The organism is Methylophilus sp. DMC14 (genome assembly GCF_056314085.1).
Window position 1 is genome coordinate 19,075 of sequence record NZ_JBQUZA010000009.1, and the last position, 22,539, is coordinate 41,613.

10 protein-coding genes are annotated in these 22,539 nt (G+C 50.8%); all 10 read left to right on the plus strand.

Features of this window, described 5'->3' with window-relative positions:
* Positions 1–27: 27 nt before the first annotated feature.
* Positions 28–10,266 carry a filamentous haemagglutinin family protein gene (locus tag ACT53C_RS14060; protein ID WP_476146974.1) on the plus strand — a complete coding sequence of 3,413 codons (10,239 nt, stop codon included), beginning with the start codon at positions 28–30 and terminating at the stop codon, positions 10,264–10,266.
* 287 nt (positions 10,267–10,553) lie between these two features.
* Positions 10,554–13,637: an ExeM/NucH family extracellular endonuclease gene (locus tag ACT53C_RS14065; protein ID WP_476146975.1), complete on the plus strand. Its 3,084-nt coding sequence runs from the start codon at positions 10,554–10,556 to the stop codon at positions 13,635–13,637.
* Between the two features lie 57 nt (positions 13,638–13,694).
* On the plus strand, positions 13,695–14,462 hold the full coding sequence (locus ACT53C_RS14070; protein WP_476146977.1) for a PEP-CTERM sorting domain-containing protein: 768 nt from the start codon (positions 13,695–13,697) through the stop codon (positions 14,460–14,462).
* A 69-nt stretch (positions 14,463–14,531) separates the two neighbouring features.
* A complete protein-coding gene (locus ACT53C_RS14075) occupies positions 14,532–16,829 on the plus strand; it encodes a 5'-nucleotidase C-terminal domain-containing protein (RefSeq protein ID WP_476146979.1) in 2,298 nt (765 codons plus the stop codon).
* Positions 16,830–16,913: 84 nt separating this feature from the next.
* Positions 16,914–17,423, plus strand: a complete 510-nt coding sequence (locus ACT53C_RS14080) for a PEP-CTERM sorting domain-containing protein (RefSeq protein WP_476146981.1) — start codon at positions 16,914–16,916, stop codon at positions 17,421–17,423.
* A gap of 154 nt (positions 17,424–17,577) precedes the next feature.
* Positions 17,578–19,254: a DUF2341 domain-containing protein gene (locus ACT53C_RS14085; protein WP_476146983.1), complete on the plus strand. Its 1,677-nt coding sequence runs from the start codon at positions 17,578–17,580 to the stop codon at positions 19,252–19,254.
* A gap of 10 nt (positions 19,255–19,264) precedes the next feature.
* Complete coding sequence (locus ACT53C_RS14090; protein WP_018986307.1) at positions 19,265–19,675, plus strand: ExbD/TolR family protein; 411 nt, start codon at positions 19,265–19,267, stop codon at positions 19,673–19,675.
* A gap of 3 nt (positions 19,676–19,678) precedes the next feature.
* A complete protein-coding gene (locus ACT53C_RS14095) occupies positions 19,679–20,083 on the plus strand; it encodes an ExbD/TolR family protein (protein WP_194747416.1) in 405 nt (134 codons plus the stop codon).
* Positions 20,084–20,092: 9 nt separating this feature from the next.
* Positions 20,093–20,791, plus strand: a complete 699-nt coding sequence (locus ACT53C_RS14100) for an energy transducer TonB family protein (RefSeq protein ID WP_476146986.1) — start codon at positions 20,093–20,095, stop codon at positions 20,789–20,791.
* A gap of 53 nt (positions 20,792–20,844) precedes the next feature.
* Positions 20,845–22,503, plus strand: coding sequence for a putative porin (locus tag ACT53C_RS14105; RefSeq protein ID WP_476146988.1), 1,659 nt, complete (start codon positions 20,845–20,847; stop codon positions 22,501–22,503).
* The last annotated feature ends 36 nt before the right edge of the window (positions 22,504–22,539 follow it).

Genomic DNA, 22,539 nt, shown 5'->3' on the forward strand with positions numbered 1-22,539 from the left:
TTAAGCATGTATTAAAGGGTATTCCAAATGAATAAACTGCGCTTCAAACTCGTTTTCAGCCGCCGCGTGGGGATGCTGGTGCCGATTGCTGAAATTGCCAAGTCTCAGCTAGGCCAGTCATCAGGCCCGCTGTCTGGAACAAGTGCTGCGGCGCAATCAGCCACCTCACAACCTTGCTGGCGGTTGGCAGCAGGTACTGCCATATTGTGGCTGGCGGGTTGTTTATCAAGCTTTTCTACGGCAGTGCTAGCAAATGACCCTTTGCCACCAGGCGCACTACCAGTGCGACCAGTGGTGACCTATGGCAACGCTTCATTCGATGCCAGTATCGCTGGCAGATTAGGGGTCAACTCAACTACCAATAAAGCGATTATCCAATGGGACGCATTTAATGTGGGTGCGAATGCCAGGGTTGATTTTAATATGCCCAATACAACCTCGAGCGTGCTCAACCATGTGATGGGCAATGCGGCTAGCCAGATTTATGGCAGCATTAACTCCAACGGTCATGTATATATTGTGAATCAGAACGGCATCTACTTTGGGCAAGGTGCACAGGTCAATGTGGGTTCGTTAACGGCGACTACGCTTGATAACGGGATTGAGTCCATGTATCAAGGTGGCATTTTGTCCGATAGAAATAATCCCGCTTTTGTTGGCATGGTGGGAAGCATAGACGTAGCGCAAAACGCTAGACTGAATGCAGCCACAGGTGGTCGTATCTTACTCATGGCGCCAGATGTCACTAATAGTGGACTCATTCAAGCGCCTGACGGGCAGGTGATTTTGGCTGCCGGGAAGTCGATTTACTTGGAAGCTGATAAAACCATTCCTGGTTTGCTGGTAGAGGTTACCTCAGGAGGGGCAGCCAAAAATCTGGGGCAGATTGTTGTTGGCAGTGGCAATGCCACATTGGTGGGACTTGCCGTTAATCAGTCTGGGCTGATCTCGGCAAAGACAACCGTGCGTGCCAATGGCTCTATTTACTTGAATGCTTATGACATCAGCAAAAAAGACACTCCAGGTAGTAATACTTATGGCAGTGTGATGTTGTCACAAGGGAGTAAAACCACTGTCGAGGTGGATGTAAACAACCCTGAGCTTGTGAAAAATGCACAGACGGTGACCAAGTCTCAGGTAAAGATTCAGGGGCAGGATATTACGATAGATGGCCGTATTGTGGCTAATAGTGGCAATGTAGAAATTACAGGTAAAACGAATACCGGTACGACTAAAATTTACCTGGGTAACAATGCGGCTATTGATGTTTCAGGGGTGGATGCAGTGGCACCTATGTCACGCAACCAGCTGACTATACAGCTCTACTCTCAGCAATTGAATGATTCTCCAGCCCTGCGAGGCAGTAACTTGCTGGGTAAAACCTTATATCTGGATGCGCGCAAGGGCACTTCTATTATTGGTCAGGCAGCGATTAACGCTGCTATGCAATCTCAGCAAAAGACAGTGGCAGAACTGATGACTGATGGCGGTAGTGTGAGCATGACCGGGGATACCGTGATTACACGTGCGGGTTCATCTATCAATACGTCTGCGGGGACAACTACCTATTTGTCTGGCAATATCCGTGAAAGTCGCCTGTTTTTTAACGGCCAGTGGGTGAGTGCTTCTCAGGCAGTTGCGGGAGTGCCTTATTCACAGATTAATGATCAGTATGAAGTGACAGACCAAAACTGGAATGTTACTAAAAGCTGGAGCTTAGTTGGCAATAATGATGGTCAATACCAGCCAGGTTATATCGAAGGTCATAATGCTGGGGCAGTGAATATTACTGCTGGTCAACAATTGGCTTTGCAAGGAAGTTTATTTGCAGCAACCACCATCGGCACTTTTCAACGTGGAGATTTTTCCGCTGTCGGCTTTCCCTCTGGTGGCACCTTAGGCATTACTTATGGTGGAGCTGGTCAATTTAACATTACGAATGCCATAAATTGGCTACCTAATGACTTTACAAGCGATAGCCTATTAGATGATCAGAAAAAGAAAACGGTTGAACTCAACGTTGATGTACTTTCCAACGGCGTGAATCATTTAAATGTCAGTGCTATTTCAGCAGCTGTGAATATCAATACACGGCTTGAGGCTAGCCCGACGGGAAGTATCAAGATCGTCGGTGGTAGTGGTGTGAATGTCAATCAGGATATTCGGGTTGCTGGTGGCAATATTAGCCTAGGTGCAAGCCAAAATGCCAATGTTGTGCTTGGTGAGGGCGTGAAGGTCAGCAGTACCGGGTTGTTTACTAATGATTTGCTTGGTGTCAGCGGGGCAATGGTTAATCCAATTGTCACCAATGGTGGCAATGTGACTGTCACTGATGGGCTGATCATGCAAAATGGTGCAACGATAGACGCGAGTGCGGGCGCATGGGTTAAACGTGATGGCTCGTTGAGTAGCGGGCATGGCGGAGATGTGGCGGTGACGCTTGCGCAAAATCAGTCACCAGAGGGCGTTATTACCTCTTACGGTTTGAGTTCTGCGCAAGGTAGCACTCGCGGAGGGAAATTAACAGTTGCTTTACAAGGCGACGGGCAGGGCGCAAGTGTGGTGCAGAATATCCAGCTTGGCGGCACTAATCCACAAGTGGCAGATACACTGTGGCTTTCTGAAGGCTTTTTTAAGCAAGGGGGCTTTTCGGGCTATGTGATTGACAATAGTCATCGCGCTTTGGGTTCGGTCAAAATTGGAGATGATGCCGACCATGCAACCCTCATTCATCCGACCGAGACTACCCGTGTTTTAACTGGCGGGTATACGTCTGCCAGCAGTGGAAGTGATATTGGTGCACTGACAAACGTGACCATGTCACCGGTTTTTGCGCGTAATCCAGTCTCTTTGAGCGTGAATGCAGGGAATCAGTTGTTGTTGAATGAGCATGCTGCGATTCTCACTGATGCTCCGATTCAGCTAGCCGGTGCACGCGGGGATGTTAGCCTGGCTTCAAAAGGTCAAATGACTGTTTTGGGTGACATTATTGCCCCGGCAGCGAATGTTAAATTAGCTATCACTCACGATCTTACTCAGGATGGAAATGTAACTGTGCCTTATGGCACTTTTAATAATACGTTGAGCTTGTTTGTAGGCGAAAATGCACGTATTGCTGCGAGCGGTCAGTATATACAGCCGCCGAGTACCGATGGCAACTTGAGAGGCGCACAAGTGACCAATGCCGGTAGTGTGACGCTCGAAACGGATAATGGCGTGCTGATTTTAAAACAAGGCAGTGTCGTTGATGTTTCAGGGGTTTCTGGTGCTGTAGATTTACAAACGACCACTGGCTACAGTCGTCAGCAGGTGGATGGCGCAGCTGGTACTATTTCGCTGATCGGGCGAGATGGCCTGGCCATTGATGGGACATTATTTGGTAAAGCGGCTGGGCAGTCGGCTGCAGGAACGTTGACGGTTACGCTTGGCGGTGAGAGTGCGATCGGCGCTGAAACGCCTGATAGTCCGTTGTTTTACCCTAATGGCCAGCGTATCTTAACGGTGACGCAAGATAAAAAGTTGCTGGCGGCGGGGAATACAGCTGGCGGCGATGTCAGTAACCTGATTGATACTTCAGCAAGTAATCTGCCACTCACAAATGCCGCGGGTAAAGGGCAGATTTCGCAGGCACAGATTTCACAAGGCGGATTTGATAATGTGAATCTTGCCATCAAAAATGTTAATACGCTCAAAAATAGCAATCTTGTGCTGGAGCAAGGGCTTACGCTTGCCGCTCCCTCTACCATTAAACTGGATGCCAGTGCGATTAGTGGCGCAGCCAATATTCAGGCTTCACAGGTTATCCTAGCAAATAACACTGGTGCCACATTGACAGATAATGATGTACTGGCTGGTGTTGGCGCACTCAATATCAATGCCAATTTTATTGATGTGGTCGGTAGTGTGGCCGCCACCAACATCGCACAACTGAATTTAAATAGCCGTTCAGATATTCGATTGCGCGGTCAAATAGGTAGTCTTAACGGCGTAGGCGCGCTCGTTGCACCGCAGGCAATCACAATGGATGCTGCCCAAGTCTATTCAGCAACCGGCAATACGTTTAGGGTTGATGCGGCTGGCAATAATAGCAGTATTACAGTACAGAACTCTCAAGGCCGATCATCCAGCATGCCGTTGTCTGCTTACGCCAACTTAACGCTGAGTGCAGATAATATTAACCAGAATGGGGTGCTCAGGGCACCATTAGGCAGTATTAACTTTGGTAAATATGATCCCTTGACGGCTCAGTTGGGTAAAGCACAAAACATTACCTTTGGCTCAGGGAGTCTCACTTCTGTGTCAGCAGAGGGTAGTTTGCTCCCTTATGCGGTGACAGTCTTAGGTGGCAGTAAAATGAGTATTGCCGAAAATAATCTTACAAGTCAGGCTTCATTTGATGGAAAAAATATCCATGTGAACGGGATCAATGTTGATCTGCAGCAAAATGCCAGATTGGATATCTCTGGCGGTGGTGATACCCAGGCGTTTGAGTGGATACAGGGCATCGGTGGCTCGACTGATATTTTGAATACTCAAGGCTATTATGCAGTCTTGCCATCGCTAGGCAATCAATATGCCCCATATGATTACAATATGTTTGCTAGTTCTGATGTGCGCTTGGGGCAGGCGATCTATTTGGCTGGCGGCAATGGTTTGAGTGCAGGCAAGTATACGCTACTGCCTGCGCACTATGCCTTGATGCCAGGCGCGTATTTAGTTAAGGTGGATGGTTCACCATTGCCGCTAAATACACAAACAGCCCAATTGGACGGCTCTACCCTCAGTTCAGGTTATATTACTCAGTTGGATGGTAGCAGCCGAGGCCAATATACCAGCTTTGAGATATTGAATGGCAAAGTGTTTTATGACAATGCTGGGACTAAAAACTATAAAGGCCCGGCGGAATATAAAATCACTTATGCCAATGCATTTTTAAATCAGCAGGCGATTACCAATAACACAATTACTGCGCCCTTGGCCGCAGATGCCGGGCAGCTGACAATTGCTGCACGTGACCAATTGAATCTGGATGGTGTCATCGCGACTAAAGCAGGTGCGGGCGGCAAGGGTGCGCTCGTTGATATCTCATCTAGCAATATTCAAGTCGTTTCCGAAAGAGGCAGCAGCCAAGCTGGGGTCTTGCAAATTAAAGCGGCTCAGTTGAATCAAATTGATGCCGATAGTGTGTTATTGGGGGGCACCCGCACAGTCAACGGTAACGCGCAAACGATTAACACTGAAGCCACGCAAGTTACCTTCTCGAATGATGCCGATCATCAGGTACGCATGGGTGAGCTGATTGTCACTGCTACTGATAATATTAACGTGAATAGTGGTGCGGTGATTACCACCACGGCCAGCAACGGGGCGGCCGGAACCAGAGTACTCAACACCAGCGGCGCAGGGACATTGCTGGCGGTTTCGGCAAATAATGACTTCAATTATTCCCGTACCAATGCCAATAACCAGAGTGGGGTGATCACAATTGCGCAAGGCGCTAGTGTGAGTGCCGCGCGTTCTGCAGTCATGGATGCGACACAGTCAGCGGATAAATCCGGTAGCCTGACCGTTGCCAGCGGAGGCTCTTTAACATTGGGGGCAAATCAGTTTGTCCTGGGGAATAATCCAACCGGGGCGGGAACGACCATAGACCAAACTACTTTGCAATCCTATGGCACTTTAAGTAACTTTATCTTTAACAGTTATCAAAATATTGATGTCTACGGCAGCGTGAGTTTTGGCGATCGTCAACTCAACCTCACCTTTAATAGCAGTGGCTTGTCGCATCACGGGGTAGGTGATATCAATATTTTGGCTAACACGCTGACACTGACCAATACCTTGGGTACTGTGTTTAATCAGCCAACCGATGCTGGTACCTCGAACTTGGCCTTGAACACACAGAATCTGATACTGGGTAGCGCCAGCGTGGGCACTGGTGCAAGCCAGGGCTTTAATATTGCAGGCTTTGATGCCGTGCAGCTGAATGCGGATAAAGCCATCACCATGCGCGATAGTGGCCAGTTAAATATCAATGCTGCCAATACCACCCTGAACAGTGCTGTGATCACCGCAACCTCAGGCGCGAACTATGTAGTGAATGCCGTGGGTAACTTGCAAACCACACGCAATGGACTCCCTGCTGCGACGACCAGTGGTGTTGGGGCGAATGTGACTTTAACGGCACAGCAGACGACCTTGGGCGGCAACATCGAGTTGCTGGCGGGTCAATTCACGGCTAAGTCTAATAACGGTGATTTAGTCGTGGCCTCTGGTGCACGCGTCAGCACACAATCTGCAACAAAACAGTTTGATGTCACGCACTCGGATACCACAGATGCAGGCAAAGTGACCCTTGCTTCTGCCACGGGGAATGTGGTGGTACAACAGAATGCGCTGGTGGATGTTTCTGGTGGTACCACCAAAGGGGCCGCGGGTAAATTGACGGTAAACGCGACTAACGGGCAATTTATTGTGGCCGATGGCAGCTTGAAAGCCACAGCAGTTGCAGGCGAGAAAACCGGCTCCTTCCAGCTGGATGTGGGGCGCATGGATAATTTCAGCGCAGTTAACCAGGCGCTTGAAACTGCGGACTTTAATCAGTCCCGTGACATGCGTGTGCGTAATGGCAATGTGACCATTGCTGCAGGGGACACTGTCACGGCACAGCAGTTTACGCTCGGGGTAGATAAAGGCAATGCCAATATAGCAGGCACCATTAATGCGGATGGCGCCCAAGGCGGCGATGTGGCTATTTATGCCAATGGCCTGGTTTCTCTGGCGAATACAGCAAAAATTACCGCCCGTGGCCAGCAGGCAAATCAAACTGCCAGTGACTTACAAACTGGTTCCGGCGGCACGGTCTTGTTATCCTCTAGCAGCACAGCCAGTGTGAATGCGGTGTCGGCTGATCAAGGCGCCTTGATTGATGTCAGTGGCTATAAAGCGACTGAGCATAATCAAATAGGTGTAGATGGTGCGGGCGGTAGTGTGACATTGGTAGGGCGCCGCGGCACGAGTGGCAAAGATACTGCGAATACTGTCAACGTAGCGTTTAATACGACCGGTGCGGTGCGTGGGGCTACTGAGGTGGATGTAGAAGGCATGCGTACCTATACGTCAACTGTTTTCAACAGCAGTATTACGGGACTCGTTACCGATACCAACAGTTTTTACAATGCCAACACGACGGCCGGTAGCTATCAGGCGACTCAAGATGGTGCAACCATCCGGGTGCTGCCATATATCATTGTGAAAAGTACCACCGGGACTTCACCTACTGCGATGAGTGTGGCGGCAGACCAAAATATGCGCAACTTTGGCAATTTGATCACTGGAAAAGGCGGAACGCTGGCATTGCTATCTAGTGGTAATTTGACACTGAATGGTAGCCTGAGTGATGGCTTTAGCTCTAATCTGAGTAACGCTGTATTTCAACCGAGTTCCTCGACATTCAACTTTCAACTGGTTGCGGGTGCCGACTACAGCGCAGCTAATCTGATGGAAACGATAGCGGGCACTGGTTCTTTTAATTTAAGTAGTGGAAAGATGATCAGAACTGGCACAGGTGATATCTCTATTGCCTCAGGCGGAGATATGATAATGGCCACTAACGCAGCTATTTATACCATTGGCAAACAGGCTGCAGATTTAGCTGGATTCCATAAAGGTACCTTTGTGGACATCGGCTATATTCCGGATAAAAACAATTCAAATACATTTAAGTTGGCGCCCTTTAATATAAATGGCTACAGCGATGCTAGCTATATGTATGGCGGAGGCGATATCTCATTGTCTTCTAAAGGGAATATTGCTGGATCGCCTACCGTGCAAACGGTTAACCAATGGTTACTCCGTCAAGGAGGGAACGGTGCGGATACCAGTTGGTGGGTAAGAAATGACTTGTTTAATCAGGGTGTTGCTGCCTTGGGTGGTGGGAATGTGACTGTGAATGCGGCAGGCAATATCACTAATCTGTCAGCCTCTTCTGCGACCAATGCCCAAACTGCCACTACAATTGATCAAAATGGAAAAACCGTATTCACAACCTTGGTGAATGGTGGTGGCGATGTCTTGATTAATAGCGGTGGTGATATTACGAATGGTGTCTATTATGTTGGTCGTGGTCAATTGGATATTCATGCAACTGGGAGCATTAATAAATCACCAAATGCGATGGGCACTGTCATTGCTCTGCAAGATGCAAGTGCTGACGTGACTGCCGGTAAAAATCTGCGTATTGAAACGGTATTTAACCCTACGTTATGGGTTCAGGCGGGCACTATTGATAGTAAACCAGAAAATAGCAGTTTTTTTGATACGTATGGCAATAGCAGTGCATTAAATGTCAGTGCGCTGGCTGGTGACTTGACCTTAGGGCAAGAGGATGCGCAAAAACTTGCAAATCCTTCCGTGAAAGCAAGTTTGCCAAATGCTGGTCTTTATAGTGCCAATATGTTTGGTAATGCTACTAGTTTGTCGAGAAATAATTACACTGCTGCTACTTCAAATGCGATGTTAGGGGCGATTCACCCACCTCAGGTACATGGGTCTTCATTTAGTGGTGATATCAATCTTTATCGAATGATCATGTCCCCCTCAAGCCAAAGTCAGCTTGAACTGATGGCACAAGGCGACATCACAGGGATGACTTTGGGTGCTACTACCAGTCCTGTTGCTCAAATTATTTTGTCTGAAGCTGATATCTCAAGTATTTTGAATATACAAAACCCATTAGCTGGGTCAGCGAATAATAGTTCTGTTATTAGCCAGTTAAATACGATAAAAGATGGGCATACCACAGTGCCCTTACATTTAGGCGATACGAAGCCATTAGTACTGATTGCCCAGGCTGGAGACGTTAACCTGACAGGGAGCCCTGCCTCGGGCGCTTCTAGTCTGTTAGGCCTGCTATCATCAAAACAGGTGTATATCTCCGCTGGAAATAATGTCTCACTGAGTGCTTCGATCCAGAACAACAACCCAGGCGATGTTTCCATGATCAAAGCAGGCAATGATTTTGTAATGCAAAACGGATTTGAGTCGGCAGCAGTGAATATTAGTGGCCCTGGTGATTTGATCGTGCAGGCTGGGCGGAATATTGACTTGGGTAACACCAGCGGCATTCAGTCAGTGGCTAATAATGTCAATGCTAACTTGCCATTAAAGGGGGCTAATGTGACCCTATTGGCTGGTGTGGGCAGTGAAGGCGCCGATGTTGGTTCATTTGTTAAGCAGTATATAGACCCGAATGGTAGTGGACCTGTGAATGTCAGCAAAGAGGACTTTGTCGCTTATCGAGCAACGGTCACTAATCTGGTGACAAACTTTATGCAGCAGCGTACTGGCAAGCCGTTGGCCGCAAATGATGCAATGCAGCAATATCTGGCGCTAAGTACGGATGACCAGGCACCCTTGGCTTACGCGGTTTTCCGACAGGAGATGGTTTACGCCACGAAAGATTATTCATTGACGGCTCAAACGGCGAGAGGGGATGCTGAGATTGCCAGCTTGTTCCCGCGCAGTGATTACAAAGGCGATATCTTGATGTATCAAAGCCAGATACGAACTGCGCGTGATGCTGATATTAATATCATGGTGCCAGGCGGGATATTGAATGCCGGCGTGGCAGCCGGTCCTGCACTTACTCATGACATTGGGATTGTCACAGAGCGTGGCGGAAACATTAATGTCTACGCGGATAAGGGCTTTCAGGTTAACCAGTCTAAGGTATCCACTTTATATGGAGGTGACTTGAGTGCCTGGGTTAGCCATGGTGATATCAACGCTGGACGAGGCTCTAAAGATGCGGTATCGGCGCCACAACGTGTGGTTAACCCTGATAACGATGGCAATATCCGCGTGGAGGTCAAGGGGGTTGCTACAGGGAGTGGCTTAAGTACCTCTACGTATGATCCTGATGGGCCGACTGGACCCAAGGGCCCTGAGGCTGGAACTATTTATTTGGCGGCCCCTCGTGGTACGTTGGACGCAGGCGAGGCGGGTGTTTCTTCTGGGGGTAACTTGTTCGTTGGCGCGCAAGTCATCAGCAACGCCAGCAATATTACGGCGGTGGGTAGCTCCAACGGCGTACCCGCGGCAGACACGGGTAGTCTTGCCGGCGCTGTGGCTAACGTCAGCAATACTGCAGCGGGGGTGACGAATTCCATGACGGAAAATCTCGCCAACCAGATGACTAACCAGAATGTAGCGCCTAAAGAGTTGCCTGCGATCGTGACGGTTAAAACCATCCGTCTAGAAGACTAATATTTTATTGATCCCGTTAAAACGCCCACCCCATTCGGTGGGCGTTTTTCTTTAGCTCAGCCTGAGGTGCCCTATGCTTGCATGGGGCTTATATCACTTTGAACCAGGGCAAAAGGACTAGTGCCTGCTCACTGGATAAGACTAAAAAAATACAACGCTCTGCCCATTTCAATCTATTTTTATAGTCCAACCTGCCTAGTGTTCTACCAGCAAAATTAATATTGGCAGCAATCTAAGTTGCTAAAGTATTCAGGATTTTACGTGAGCGGATAACGACGGAGTTCTGAATGAAACTAAAAAAAATGCATTGGTTGCTGGCTTGTCTGGGCTGGTCTTCTTTAAGTCTCCCTTTACATGCCGAGGTGGTGATTAGCCAGGTGTATGGCGGTCAGGGTAGTGTGTATAACCAGGACTACGTTGAGTTATTCAACAACGGTAGCGCTGCAGTAGATATCAGCGGCTGGTCTGTGCAGTATGCCAGCGCGACAGGGACAGGGAATTTTTCTGCCAATGGGGTGACTACCCTGTCTGGCTTGTTGCAAGCTGGTCAATATTACTTAGTGGGTTTGCGTAGCGCGGCTAACGGTTCAGCCTTGCCAACTACGGATGCGGCCAATAATGCGACGGATGTGAGTGGCACCAATGGCAAGGTGGTGCTGGTCAAGAGCAGTACTGGCCTGACTTGTAACGGTAGCTCTAATCCATGTAGCAGCAGCCAGTTGGCGCAGATTGCTGATCTGGTGGGCTATGGTACGGCTAACTTTGCTGAGGGTTCCGCGGCGCCGGCGATTAGCAGCAGCAAGGCCTTGTTGCGCAAAGGCGACGGTTGCGAGGATACCAACCAGAACAGCAGCGACTTTGTCGCTGGCACGCCTGCGCCACGTAATAGCAGCGCAGCGGTGAATGTGTGCGGTGGCGGCAATACAGGGGGTGGCAGCACCGGTAATCAACCGATTGTGACCTCATGCCCGGCGATCACGCTGCAAGTGGGCGAGGCAGGTGCAGGCCAGGTGCAGGCGTCGGATGCTGACAGTGTAGTGAATGCCGCGACCCTGGCTTCAAATGCGCCCAATGGTGTCAGCCTGGTTAACTTTACCGCAGCAAGTAGTGACGGCCAGTCTGCCAGCGCCGCTTTGCAACTGGATGGCAGCCTGCCAGCCGGACAATATACGGCCGATATCCAGTTTGCCAATAACGAAGCGCAGACCGCGACTTGTACGGTCAATATCACGATCAAAAACAGCAATATCACGCGTATTTACCAGATTCAGGGCAGCGCATTGGGCACCGCCTCTGTCAGCCCACTGAATGGGCAAACCGTCACCACTGAGGGTGTGGTCACCGCTGTGTTCCCAGGTTTGAATGGGTTTTACCTGCAAGATGCGAGCGGTGACGGCAATCCACAGACGTCAGACGGTGTGTTTGTGTATTTGGGCTCTGGCGTGACACCCACCGTCAGCAAAGGCCAAAAAATCCGCCTGACCGCCAATGTGACTGAGTTCAATACCGTCACTGAGCTGGTGAATGTGAGTGGTTTGCAAGTATTAAGCAGCAACAATGTCATCTTGCCGACCGACATTAGCCTGCCTGAAGTGACAGAGGGTGATCTGGAAGCCTACGAAGGCATGCTGGTGCGTATCACCACCCCCATGACCGCCTCACAGAATTACTTTTTGGGCCGTTATGGCCAGGTGACTTTGTCTGCAGATGGCCGCATGCTCAAGCCTAGCAATCTGTACTCAGCCAACTCAGCGGCAGCAGCGCAGCTGGCAGATGAGAATGCCCGCCGCCGTTTGGTGCTCGATGACGGCAGCAATGCGCAAAACCCGAACCCGATCCCGTTTATTGGTGAAGACAATACCTTGCGCGCTGGCGATGTGGTAGAAAACCTGACTGGGGTGATTGATTATGGCCTGATCACGGCGTCTAGCACCGGCCCTCGCGATTACAAGTTGAATCCGACTGAGCCTGTGCAGTTCCAGCGTGAAAACCCACGTACGGCTGCGCCTACCAGCCTGCCAGGCAATCTCAAGATTGCCAGCTTTAACGTGCTGAATTACTTCACCACCTTTGCCAATGGCGCCACAGCGAGCGGCCAAACTGGTCAGGGCTGCAGCCTGGGCGGCAGTGTTTCTGCCTCTAACTGCCGCGGTGCCAACAACCTGGCCGAGTTTAACCGCCAGCGTAACAAAATCATCCGCGCCTTAAGTGCAATCAATGCGGACGTGGTGGGCCTGATGGAAATCCAGAACAACGGCAGCACCGCTGTACAAAATCTGGTCGATGGTTTGAATGCCGCGGTGGGTGCTAATACTTATGCGGCGATTGCTGATCCAGTCACTGGCACAGGGACTGACGCGATCAAAGTGGCGATGATCTACAAGCCTGCCAAGTTGACCCCGGCAGCAGCAGCTTTGTCTGATAACGATGCGATCAACAACCGTCCACCCTTGGTACAAACCTTCAAGGCGGCCAATGGTGAAAAATTCACAGTGATCGTCAACCACTTTAAATCCAAAAGTTGCTCTGATGCTTCAGGTAGTGATGCCGATCAGGGCGATGGTCAGGGCTGCTACAACAGCCGTCGTATCGCCCAGGCAGATCGTCTGTTGCAATTCATCAATACCGTGCAAGCGCAAGCGGGTGATCAGGATGTAGTGGTGATCGGTGACCTCAATAGCTATGGCAAAGAAGATCCTATCCTCACCCTGACTGCAGGCGGCTTGCAGGATCAAATTGCCCGCTTTAGTGGCGACAGTGATTACTCCTATGTGTTTGATGGCGAGTCTGGCTATATCGATCACGCATTGGCCAGCAGCAGTATGGCAGCGCAAGTGACTGGTACCACGCACTGGCACATCAATGCCGACGAACCGATGGTGATTGATTACAACACCGAATTCAAACCGCAAGACCTGTATAGCGATAGTCCATACCGCTCATCAGATCATGACCCGGTGATTGTCGGCGTGCAATTGGTGAAAACAGTCAATGGCACGAATCAGCGCGATACGCTGACCGGCACCGCAGGCGATGACGTGCTCACCGGCGGCTTGGGTGCAGACACCCTCACTGGTCTGGCCGGGCGCGATACCTTTGTTTACCAGAGCATGCGTGATGCCACTGACACCATTACCGACTTTACGCCAGGTGAAGACCAGTTGCAGATCAGCGAACTGCTGCAAAGCCTGGGTTACAGCGGCAGCCAGCCGTTTGCCGATGGCTTCGCCCGCTGGGTGAGCGTATCAGGCGGCGTGCAATTGCAAATCGATGCCGATGGCACAGGAGGGACGGCCACCGCCAGACCACTGGTCACGCTGAAAGGATTAGCCATGAATCAACTGGATGCACAACGCGATGTGCGCTGGTAATCAACCATAACAAATCAATAAGTTGTTTTTAACAAACCGAGTGAGAGGATATTTAAGATGAAAAAAATCAGTTTAATGGCAGCTTTGTTGCTGTCTAGCCAAGCCAATGCGGCCCTGAATGCCGGTGACATCATGTTCACTGCGTTTAATGCCGATGAAGATGGTTTGTCATTTGTGACCTTTGTCGATATCGCCGCCAACACCACCATTTTCTTCAGCGACAACGAATGGACTGGCAGCGCTTTCAACAGTGGCGAAAGCTATAACCAGTGGGTGTCCAGCAATGCTGTGAGCGCGGGTACTGTGGTGCGTTTTTCCGCCTATGACAAAACCAGCCTGTCTGCCTCCACCGGCGTGTTGTCCCGCGTCAGCGTGAGTGGTAATACTAACTGGGGGATTTCTAACGCCAAAGAAACGGTGTATGCCTACCTGGGTAACAGTGCCACAGCACCAACTACTTTCTTGACCGCGATTACCAATGGCAAGTTCGATGCAGACGGCCCTTTAACCAACACTGGCTTGACCAAGGGCGTAAATGCGATTGAGCTGACTGATAAGGCGGGGGCTTCTAGCGAGCCAGACTATGCTGAATATAACGGCGTGCGTAATGGTTTGAATAGCTTTGCAGATTACAAATCACAGGTGGCGAATGTAGATAACTGGAAAGTCGATACCGTCGATAACAGCAACTCTGCTGCCTTGGTCCCCAACACGACTGCTTTTACCGTTGCAGCGGTCACACCTGTGCCTGAAGCTGACAGTGTAGGTATGTTGCTGGCCGGTTTAGGTGTGTTGGCACTGGTCCGCCGCCGTCAAGCCCGTTAATCGCTCAAACGTCTATTAACTATTTGTCATAAGTGTCATGCAAACGCATGACACTTTGTGGAGAAAAGCATGTTTAAACTGAAACAATTAGCGGCATGCGTGGCCTTGGCCATGACTGCCAACAGCGTGTGGGCTGAGGGCGTGACCCTGTTGCATGTGGGGGATCAGGAAACTTGGTTGCTGTCTGCACAGGGTAACCTGCGCGACACCAGTGCCCAGGCAATTTCATTTTATGGTGGCGTGGACCGCCTGGCGACCGTGATCAAAAATGCCGAAACGGCGGCGATTGCGCAAGGCCGCACCGTACTTAAACTCAATGCGGGCGATGCCTTTTTGCCTGGGCCACGTTTCACGGCCAGCCTGAATAACCTGTCTACCAGCTATAGTGATGGTGGCCAGGATTTTTATGACGCGATTGCCTTGCGCCAGATTGGCTTTGATGCCATGGTATTTGGCAACCACGAGTTTGACCTCGGGCCACAAATGGCGGCGCGTTTTGCCAAAGTATCTGGCAGTACCTATCTTTCTAGCAACCTAGACTTTAACGCCACGGCTGAATTCAGTGCTTTAAAAGCCAGTGGTCAAGTGGCACCTTCCAAAGTGATCACCACCGCAGCCGGGCATAAAATTGGCCTGGTCGGGGCGACTACTCCTCTGTTGCCTACCATTTCTTCACCGGGTGCAGTCAGCGTGATTGGCTACGATGCTAACCACACCGATGCACAAAACCTGCAAGCTTTAATTCCTCTGATCCAGGCTGAAGTCAACCGTCTGCGGAATGAGCAAGGGGTGACGACCGTCATCATGATGAGCCATCTGCAAAATGCAGCGAATGAGATCGATATCGTGATCCCGGCATTGACGGGGGTAGACCTGGTATTGTCTGGTGGCGGCCATGAACTCATGGTGGATCCAGATGACCTGCTGATCAACGGCGGTGTGGCAGCAACCTATAACTCTGATCCGGTCTATGCGGTTGATGCCAATGGACGAAATGTACCAGTGATGACCAGCCATTTTGGTAACCGCTATGTGGGCCAGCTCAACTTTAGCATTGATGATGCCAACGGCACATTTACCGGGGTGGAGTCGAGCAAGATGATGCGTGTGTCTGGTGCTACAGCCGATCCTGACCGCGTGGCTGGTGATGCGACTTTGCAAAGCAAGGTGGTGACACCCGTGCAAAATTATATCAATGCGCTCAATGCACAAATCATCGGCACCACTGCGGTGAAACTAAACGGCCCAACACATACGTCCTGTTCTGCCTTGCCATGCACTTTTGTGGCAGGGGTGCGTAATGCTGAAACTGGCTTGGGCGATCTGGTGGCTGACGCGATGCGTTTTGCCGGTAAAACTGATGTGGCGATTCAGAACGGTGGCGGTATCCGTACCAATATCGCTGCGGCTGGCAATGTCTCTGTCGGTGACACCTTTAATATCCTGCCGTTTACCAACCTGGTTAAACGCGCGCCTTCTATGAACGCGACCCAGCTCAAAGACTTGCTGGAACACGGTTATGGTGACACCAGCCCGACTGGCCGTGCCAATGGCCGCTATGCCCAGATTTCTGGCATGCAAGTGATCTACGACAGCCGCAACCCGGCCAGGACCACGCAAGGCACAGGGAGCCGCATTCAACGTGTGGTGCTGGATGACGGCACCGTACTGATTGATAACGGTGTGGTCGTCAACAATAGCCACACCTTCTCCTTCACCACCATAGACTTTACTGCCGCTGGTGGCGATGGTTACCCGTTTGCAGCCAATGGTGTGGTGTTTGAAAACAGCCCATTCACGATCACCTATCAAGAGGCATTAGCCAATTACATCCAAACTCCTAAGTCTGAAGGTGGCCTGGGTCGCTTGAACAATGCCGATGGCGATGAAATCACCACCAACCTGTATGGCCTGGAAAACCAGTACGACAAAGGTGGCCGTTTGATTGATCTGGCGATTGCCAGCTCGACTGCTGGTGTGACCCGCACGGGCACGGCTGGCCGTGATGTGCTGGTAGGCACTGCGGGTGACGACATCATTAACGGTGGCCTGGGCGTGGATACGCTGACGGGTGGTGCAGGCAACGACGTGTTTGTTTACAGCAGCCTGCGTGAAGCTGGCGACACCATCACTGACTTTACCCCTTATGCCGACAAAGTGCAGTTGACCGCTTTGCTGGCTTCACTGGGCGTTTCTGCCAATACTGCATTGACTGGTGGCTATCTGCGCCTGGTGGATGTGACCGGCGGTGTGCAGCTTTGGGTAGACAGTGACGGTGCTGCAGGCCCTGCGGCCGCAAAACCGTTGGTGACGCTCAAAGGCCTGACGGCAAAACAAGTGATCCCTGCCCGTGATTTCACACTGTAATGCTCAAGTTTTCACAGTTTTACTAATGCATACTTTTACTATTAAAAGTTTTACTATTTCAAAGTTTTCTAGAGGAATATTGCAATGAATATGATCAAAAAACTCACCTTGGTGGCCTTGCTGGCAGTGGTGATGCCTGCGCAAGCGGCCATTCAATCCCTGCAGTTTAATGGCCTGGTGGATTCCGGTTATTACAATGGCACCAGCTACCAAGGCTTATTCAGCTTTGATGACGCTGGCCTGCTGTCCAGCGGCACTGAGTTAATTAACCTGAGCAGCTTGAACTTCAAATTTGGCAGCAGCCTGTTTGACCTGGGTACGCCTTCATTATCCAGTGCGACGGCTGTGTTTCAAGATGGCGTATTTACTGGCATTGAGTGGTCTGTGGATTCCAACAGCCCGGCGATTGGCTTTAGCTTTATCGCGGGCAGTGCCGATGCCTCCGATGCTTTTTTTGCGTATGACACGACCTTGGGTCGTTCTGGGACTGGCAGCCTGACTTATGCAGCCGCTGTGCCAGAGCCTACCCAGTCTGGTCTGATGTTGCTGGGCCTGGGGATCATTGGCTGGATCGCTGCACGCCGTCAGTCATAACGCGGTTTGTAGATGCAAGATAAAGCCCGGTTCGCCGGGCTTTTTTGCTTTCTGGCTACGTGTCAGAAAAAACTAGTCCGACTAGTCCTGTCTTAATGTGACTGCAACATTCTCTCTTTAGACTTGCTGCTCAAATTCACTTGTCAGCAAAACTATGAAGAACACACTTGGTTTATTGGTTGCAATTTTAGGGCTCACATTCTCTGCTTCTGGCGTGGCCGCATGGAACAAAGACTGGGCTAGCCAGCAAAAAATCAGCATAGACACTACTAATATCAAAGAGGCAGTCAATCAGGCGCCCGTGCTGGTGCGTCTGCATTCTGGCAATTTTGATTTCACCAGCGCCAATGTTGATGGTGCCGATTTACGCTTTATTGCCGCAGATGACAAAACTGAACTCAAGTTTACCCTGGAAAAATATGATGCCGTCAACGAATTGGCCGTGGCTTGGGTGGTGTTGCCACAAGTCTCTTCTGCCAATAAAGAATTGTTTATCAGCGTGGCAGCGGGTAATGAGTCCGCAACAGCGGCCAGTGATGCGCAGGCGCTTAATGATCCTGCATTGTTAGCCCGTTTTGCTTTTTCTGAAAGTGGATTGCTCAAAGATAGTGGCCCAAGCCAGCTCACGGCTAGCGGCAACGCGACTGTACAAAAAGCCGGGTTGATTGCAGAAAGTGCTGTACTGAATAACAGCCCATTGGCATTGACTTTGCCAGCTGTGCCAGTGTTGGCCAATGGCAGCACTTGGTCCGTCTGGGTCAAGCCGGTCGGCTTGCCACAAACCGCGGTCCTGTTCAAAAGCGGGAACGTCAGCCTGCAGCTGGATGGCAGCGCCTTGTCCATGCAGGCTGGCAGCGCAACGACCAAAGCGGGTGAGTTAAAGGCCGGTCAATGGCAGCATGTGGCGTTGGTGTTTCAGGCTGGCCAAGCTTTGATTTACCTGAATGGCCAAGTCGCTGGTCAAGTCGCTGTGACCGATGCGCAAGCGGCCGCGACATTCACGTTGGGCGAAAACCTGAATGCTGAAGTCGATGAATTGCAGCTTGCCAATACGGCCCGCAGTGCCGCTTGGTTGACCTTGGTTGCCCAATCACAAGGCGCGGATGCCAGCATGGTGAAAGTGGCGGCTGCCGGTGAGGAAGAAGAGGGCGAAGGCGGCGAAGCCAACTACATGGGCATTCTGATCAACAGCCTGACCGTGGACGCCAAAGTGGTGATCGCGATTCTGGCGGTGATGTTCGCCATCAGCGCCTGGGTGATGGTGAGCAAAGCACGCCTGGTGAGCCGTACTGACAAAGACAATGACCTGTTTCTCAAGCGCTTTCAACAGTCTAATGCTGCTGACTTGCTGGCACTGGACAAAACCGGTAGCTACACCCACTCCAATCTGTTTGGCTTGTACAAAGCGGGCTTACGTGAAATCAAAAAACGTGAAGTGGATGGCAAAGTGGCTTTGGGCGGCGCCTCAATTGATGCGATCAAGGCCGCTGTGGATGCCGATCTGGTCCGTGAAACCCAGCGCATGAACAGCATGATGGTGTTGCTGACCATTGCGATTTCCGGTGGACCTTTCCTGGGCCTGTTGGGGACTGTGGTGGGTGTGATGATCACCTTTGCTGCCATTGCTGCCGCCGGTGACGTTAACGTGAACGCGATTGCGCCGGGGATTGCGGCCGCCTTGCTGGCCACGGTGGCTGGCCTGGGCGTGGCGATTCCTGCCCTGTTTGGCTACAACTATCTGGCCAGCCGTGTCAAAAACATCACCATCGCCATGCAGATTTTTGTCGATGAGTTCATTACCCGTACCGCTGAACTGTACGGTAAGGAATAAGGCATAAGCGATGTCAGAAGGCGTCAAAGAAGAGAACCAGCTCTACGATGAGATCAACATTACGCCCATGCTGGACTTGGCGTACGTACTGCTGGTGATTTTTATCATCATGACTACCGCCTCCGTGCAAGGCGTCAAAGTCGACATGCCACACACGGTGAACTCTGCTGCATTGGCCAAACCGCAAATGCGCGCGATTACCGTCACCAGTGATGGCAGTGTCTACCTTGATGCGTTCCCGGTGGATATGGCGCAGCTCGAGCAACGCTTGGCGCAATATAAAAGCAGCAATCCCGAGCTGCCGGTGGTGCTCAAAGGCGATGCCGCTGCCCATTATGAAAAGGTCTCTGAGGTGCTGGAAATCTGTAAGCGGCTGGACATTACTGAAGTCGGCCTGGTGACCAAGAAAGTGGTGGAGTAAGCCATGCAAGTCCAGAACGACGCTCAACCATACGACACCATCAACATTACGCCCATGTTGGACCTGGCCTATGTGCTGCTGGTGATTTTTATCCTGATGACCACGGCTGGTGTGCAAGGCCTGACCATGAATCTGCCCAAGCCATCTAACAAGCCCAGCACCGAAAAGCACGATATCAAAATCGTGCAGGTGCAGCAGGGCGGCACGCTCACCATCAATGGGGTTGGCGTGACCATGGCCGAGCTGGAAACACAGCTGAATCAGGCCAAGGCCATGGACCCGAAATTCAACGTCATGATCAAAGGCCAGCCGCAAGCGCCTTATGCCGGGGTTATTGGCGTGATTGACCTGGTCAACCGCCTGCAAATTGAAAACGTCGGCCTGGTCACCGGCAAAATTGGGACCTAGGGGATGGTGATGGAAGATAACCTTTCCACGGACACCCAGGTGCAACCTGCACCCCTGTGGGCAACCCGCATCCTGATCTTGGTGCTGGTGTTGGCGGTGTTGGCCGGTATCGCCTATGGCATCAAGAAATTGTTCTCGGGTGGGCCGACACAGAAAAAACAAATCACTACTGTGAAGTTGCTGCCTGATACGCCGCCGCCACCTCCGCCCCCCCCCCCTAAAGAGCCGCCCAAGGAAACGCCGAAAGAGCAGCCAAAAGAGGCGCCTAAAGCCCCGGAGCCCAAACCGGTTGAAGCACCACCTGCCGAGACCCTCAAGATGGAAGGCGCTGCAGGGGATGGCCCAAGTCCGTTCCAAGCAGGTGCCGTGAATAACGAGTACAAGGGCGGCGAGGTGAGTACCAAGATTGGCGGCAAAAAGAATATGGCCGCGTTTGCCTGGTTTACCAGCAAGATTGATGGTCAGGTCAAAAAAGTGTTAGCGACGGATCCTGAGCTGGCAAAAGCCAAATATCAGATTGAGGTCAAAGTTTACTTGAATGCCAATGGCGATATTGAGCGTGCCGAATTATTGGATTCAAGTGGTAACCCTGAAACCGATGCCTTGTTACGCAAGGTATTAGCCAGGATCCCGCCTTTAGGCGACAAGGCGCCCGAAGATATGCCGCGCAAAGTGGTGATCAGGGTGACCTCGCAGAATATGTCATAACCAAAAATTGAAGATGGGCAATGTCATCGTAGATACAGAGCAAACAGGGAATAATGATGCAAATCAAATTAAGAAACTGGAAGATTTCACTGGCGCTGGCCGCTATTTTTGCTAGCCAGTCTGGTGTGAGTGCCGCTGGAGAGCGCGAGTCACTGGAAGAAGTGCGTGCCACCACACTGAGTCTGATCGAGTTGTTGGTGCAAGAGGGCGTGCTGTCCAAAGACAAAGCAGATGCCCTGTTGAAGCAGGCGCAACAAGCAAAACAGAAGGCGCAGGAAGCGCAAGCAGCCTCTGCGGCGACTGCCCAGACGGACGAATCCAATCCAGATCAGACTGCAGAATCTGGTCAACATAAATCGATCCGTGTGCAGTATGTCCCTGAGCATATCAAAAATGAAATGCGGGCTGAGATAGAACAAGAAGTGATGAAGAAACTCAATTATAAGGCCGGTGAGCGCTTGGCACTGCCTGACTGGATAGACCGGATTGAGTGGAATGGTGACCTGAGGTTACGCTATCAGTATGACCAGTTTGCATCTGACAATACATTACCAGCGATCCTTAGAAGCTCTCAAGTGCGTAATATCCAGGTCAACAACACCACAGAAGACCAAGAGCGTGAGCGTGTGAGGGCGAGATTTGGTGCCAATATTCATGTCAACAGCTGGATAGATGGTGGCATCCGGTTCACTACCGGTCAACTGAGTGCCCCTGTGAGTCCTAACCAAACCGAAGGGTTCTCAGAGGGTAAATATACCATTGGCCTGGATCGAGCCTTCTTGACCGCCAAAGTCAATGACTGGTTCACGCTGACAGGCGGTCGGTTTGAGAATCCATTCTATACCACTAACCAGACGGTAGAGACCGACCTGATTTGGGATCCGGGCTTGGCACTGGATGGCTTCGTGGCCAACATGAACCCCAAAATTAATGACCGCTGGCAGTTTCTCTCTAGTGTCGGGGCGTTTCCCATCCAAAGTGTTAACAGCTCGGACACCAACTTTGCCAGAGATAAATGGATGTATGGTGCACAAGCTGGGGTGGAATGGACAGCGAACAACCATAGTACAGTCCGGTTAGGGATGGCTTACTATGATTTCAAGAATGTTGAAGGCCGTTTGAACCCCGCGTCATTTCCTGGCCTCTATGATGCTACTGCCATGCCATGGCGTCAAAAAGGCAACAATACTTTCAGTATTGATGCCAATGTGCCTGGTGGCGTCGCTTGTGGCAGTATCGTGAGCGGTTTTGCTGGGCCTTGTGGCTTGGCCTCCAAGTTTCAACTGATTAGTTTGAATGGTCAGGTTGACTTGATGACTTTTGATCCTATTCATGTCATTTTACAGGGCGAATATGTCCAAAATATAGGCTTTGACCAGCAAGAAATATTACGCCGTACCAATAACCTTTATCAGAAAGAAAATGAGGGCTATCAAGTCTCTTTGATGGTTGGGAAATCGTTGGTTAAAAAACGTGCGGACTGGCAAGTCTTTGGTGGCTATAAATACTTGGAAGCGGATGCGGTGATTGATGGCTTTACAGACAACAACTTCCATCTGGGCGGCACGGATGCCAAAGGCTTTTTCCTCGGTGGACATTACGGTATCGGCGATAATGCATGGTTGACCACCCGTTGGATCAGCACTGATGCCATCAGTGGTCCCAAGCTGTCGATTGACAGTTTGGTTGTTGACTTGAACGCAAGATTTTAAGGCCTGCGTATGAAACGATGGATTCAAGCATTGCTG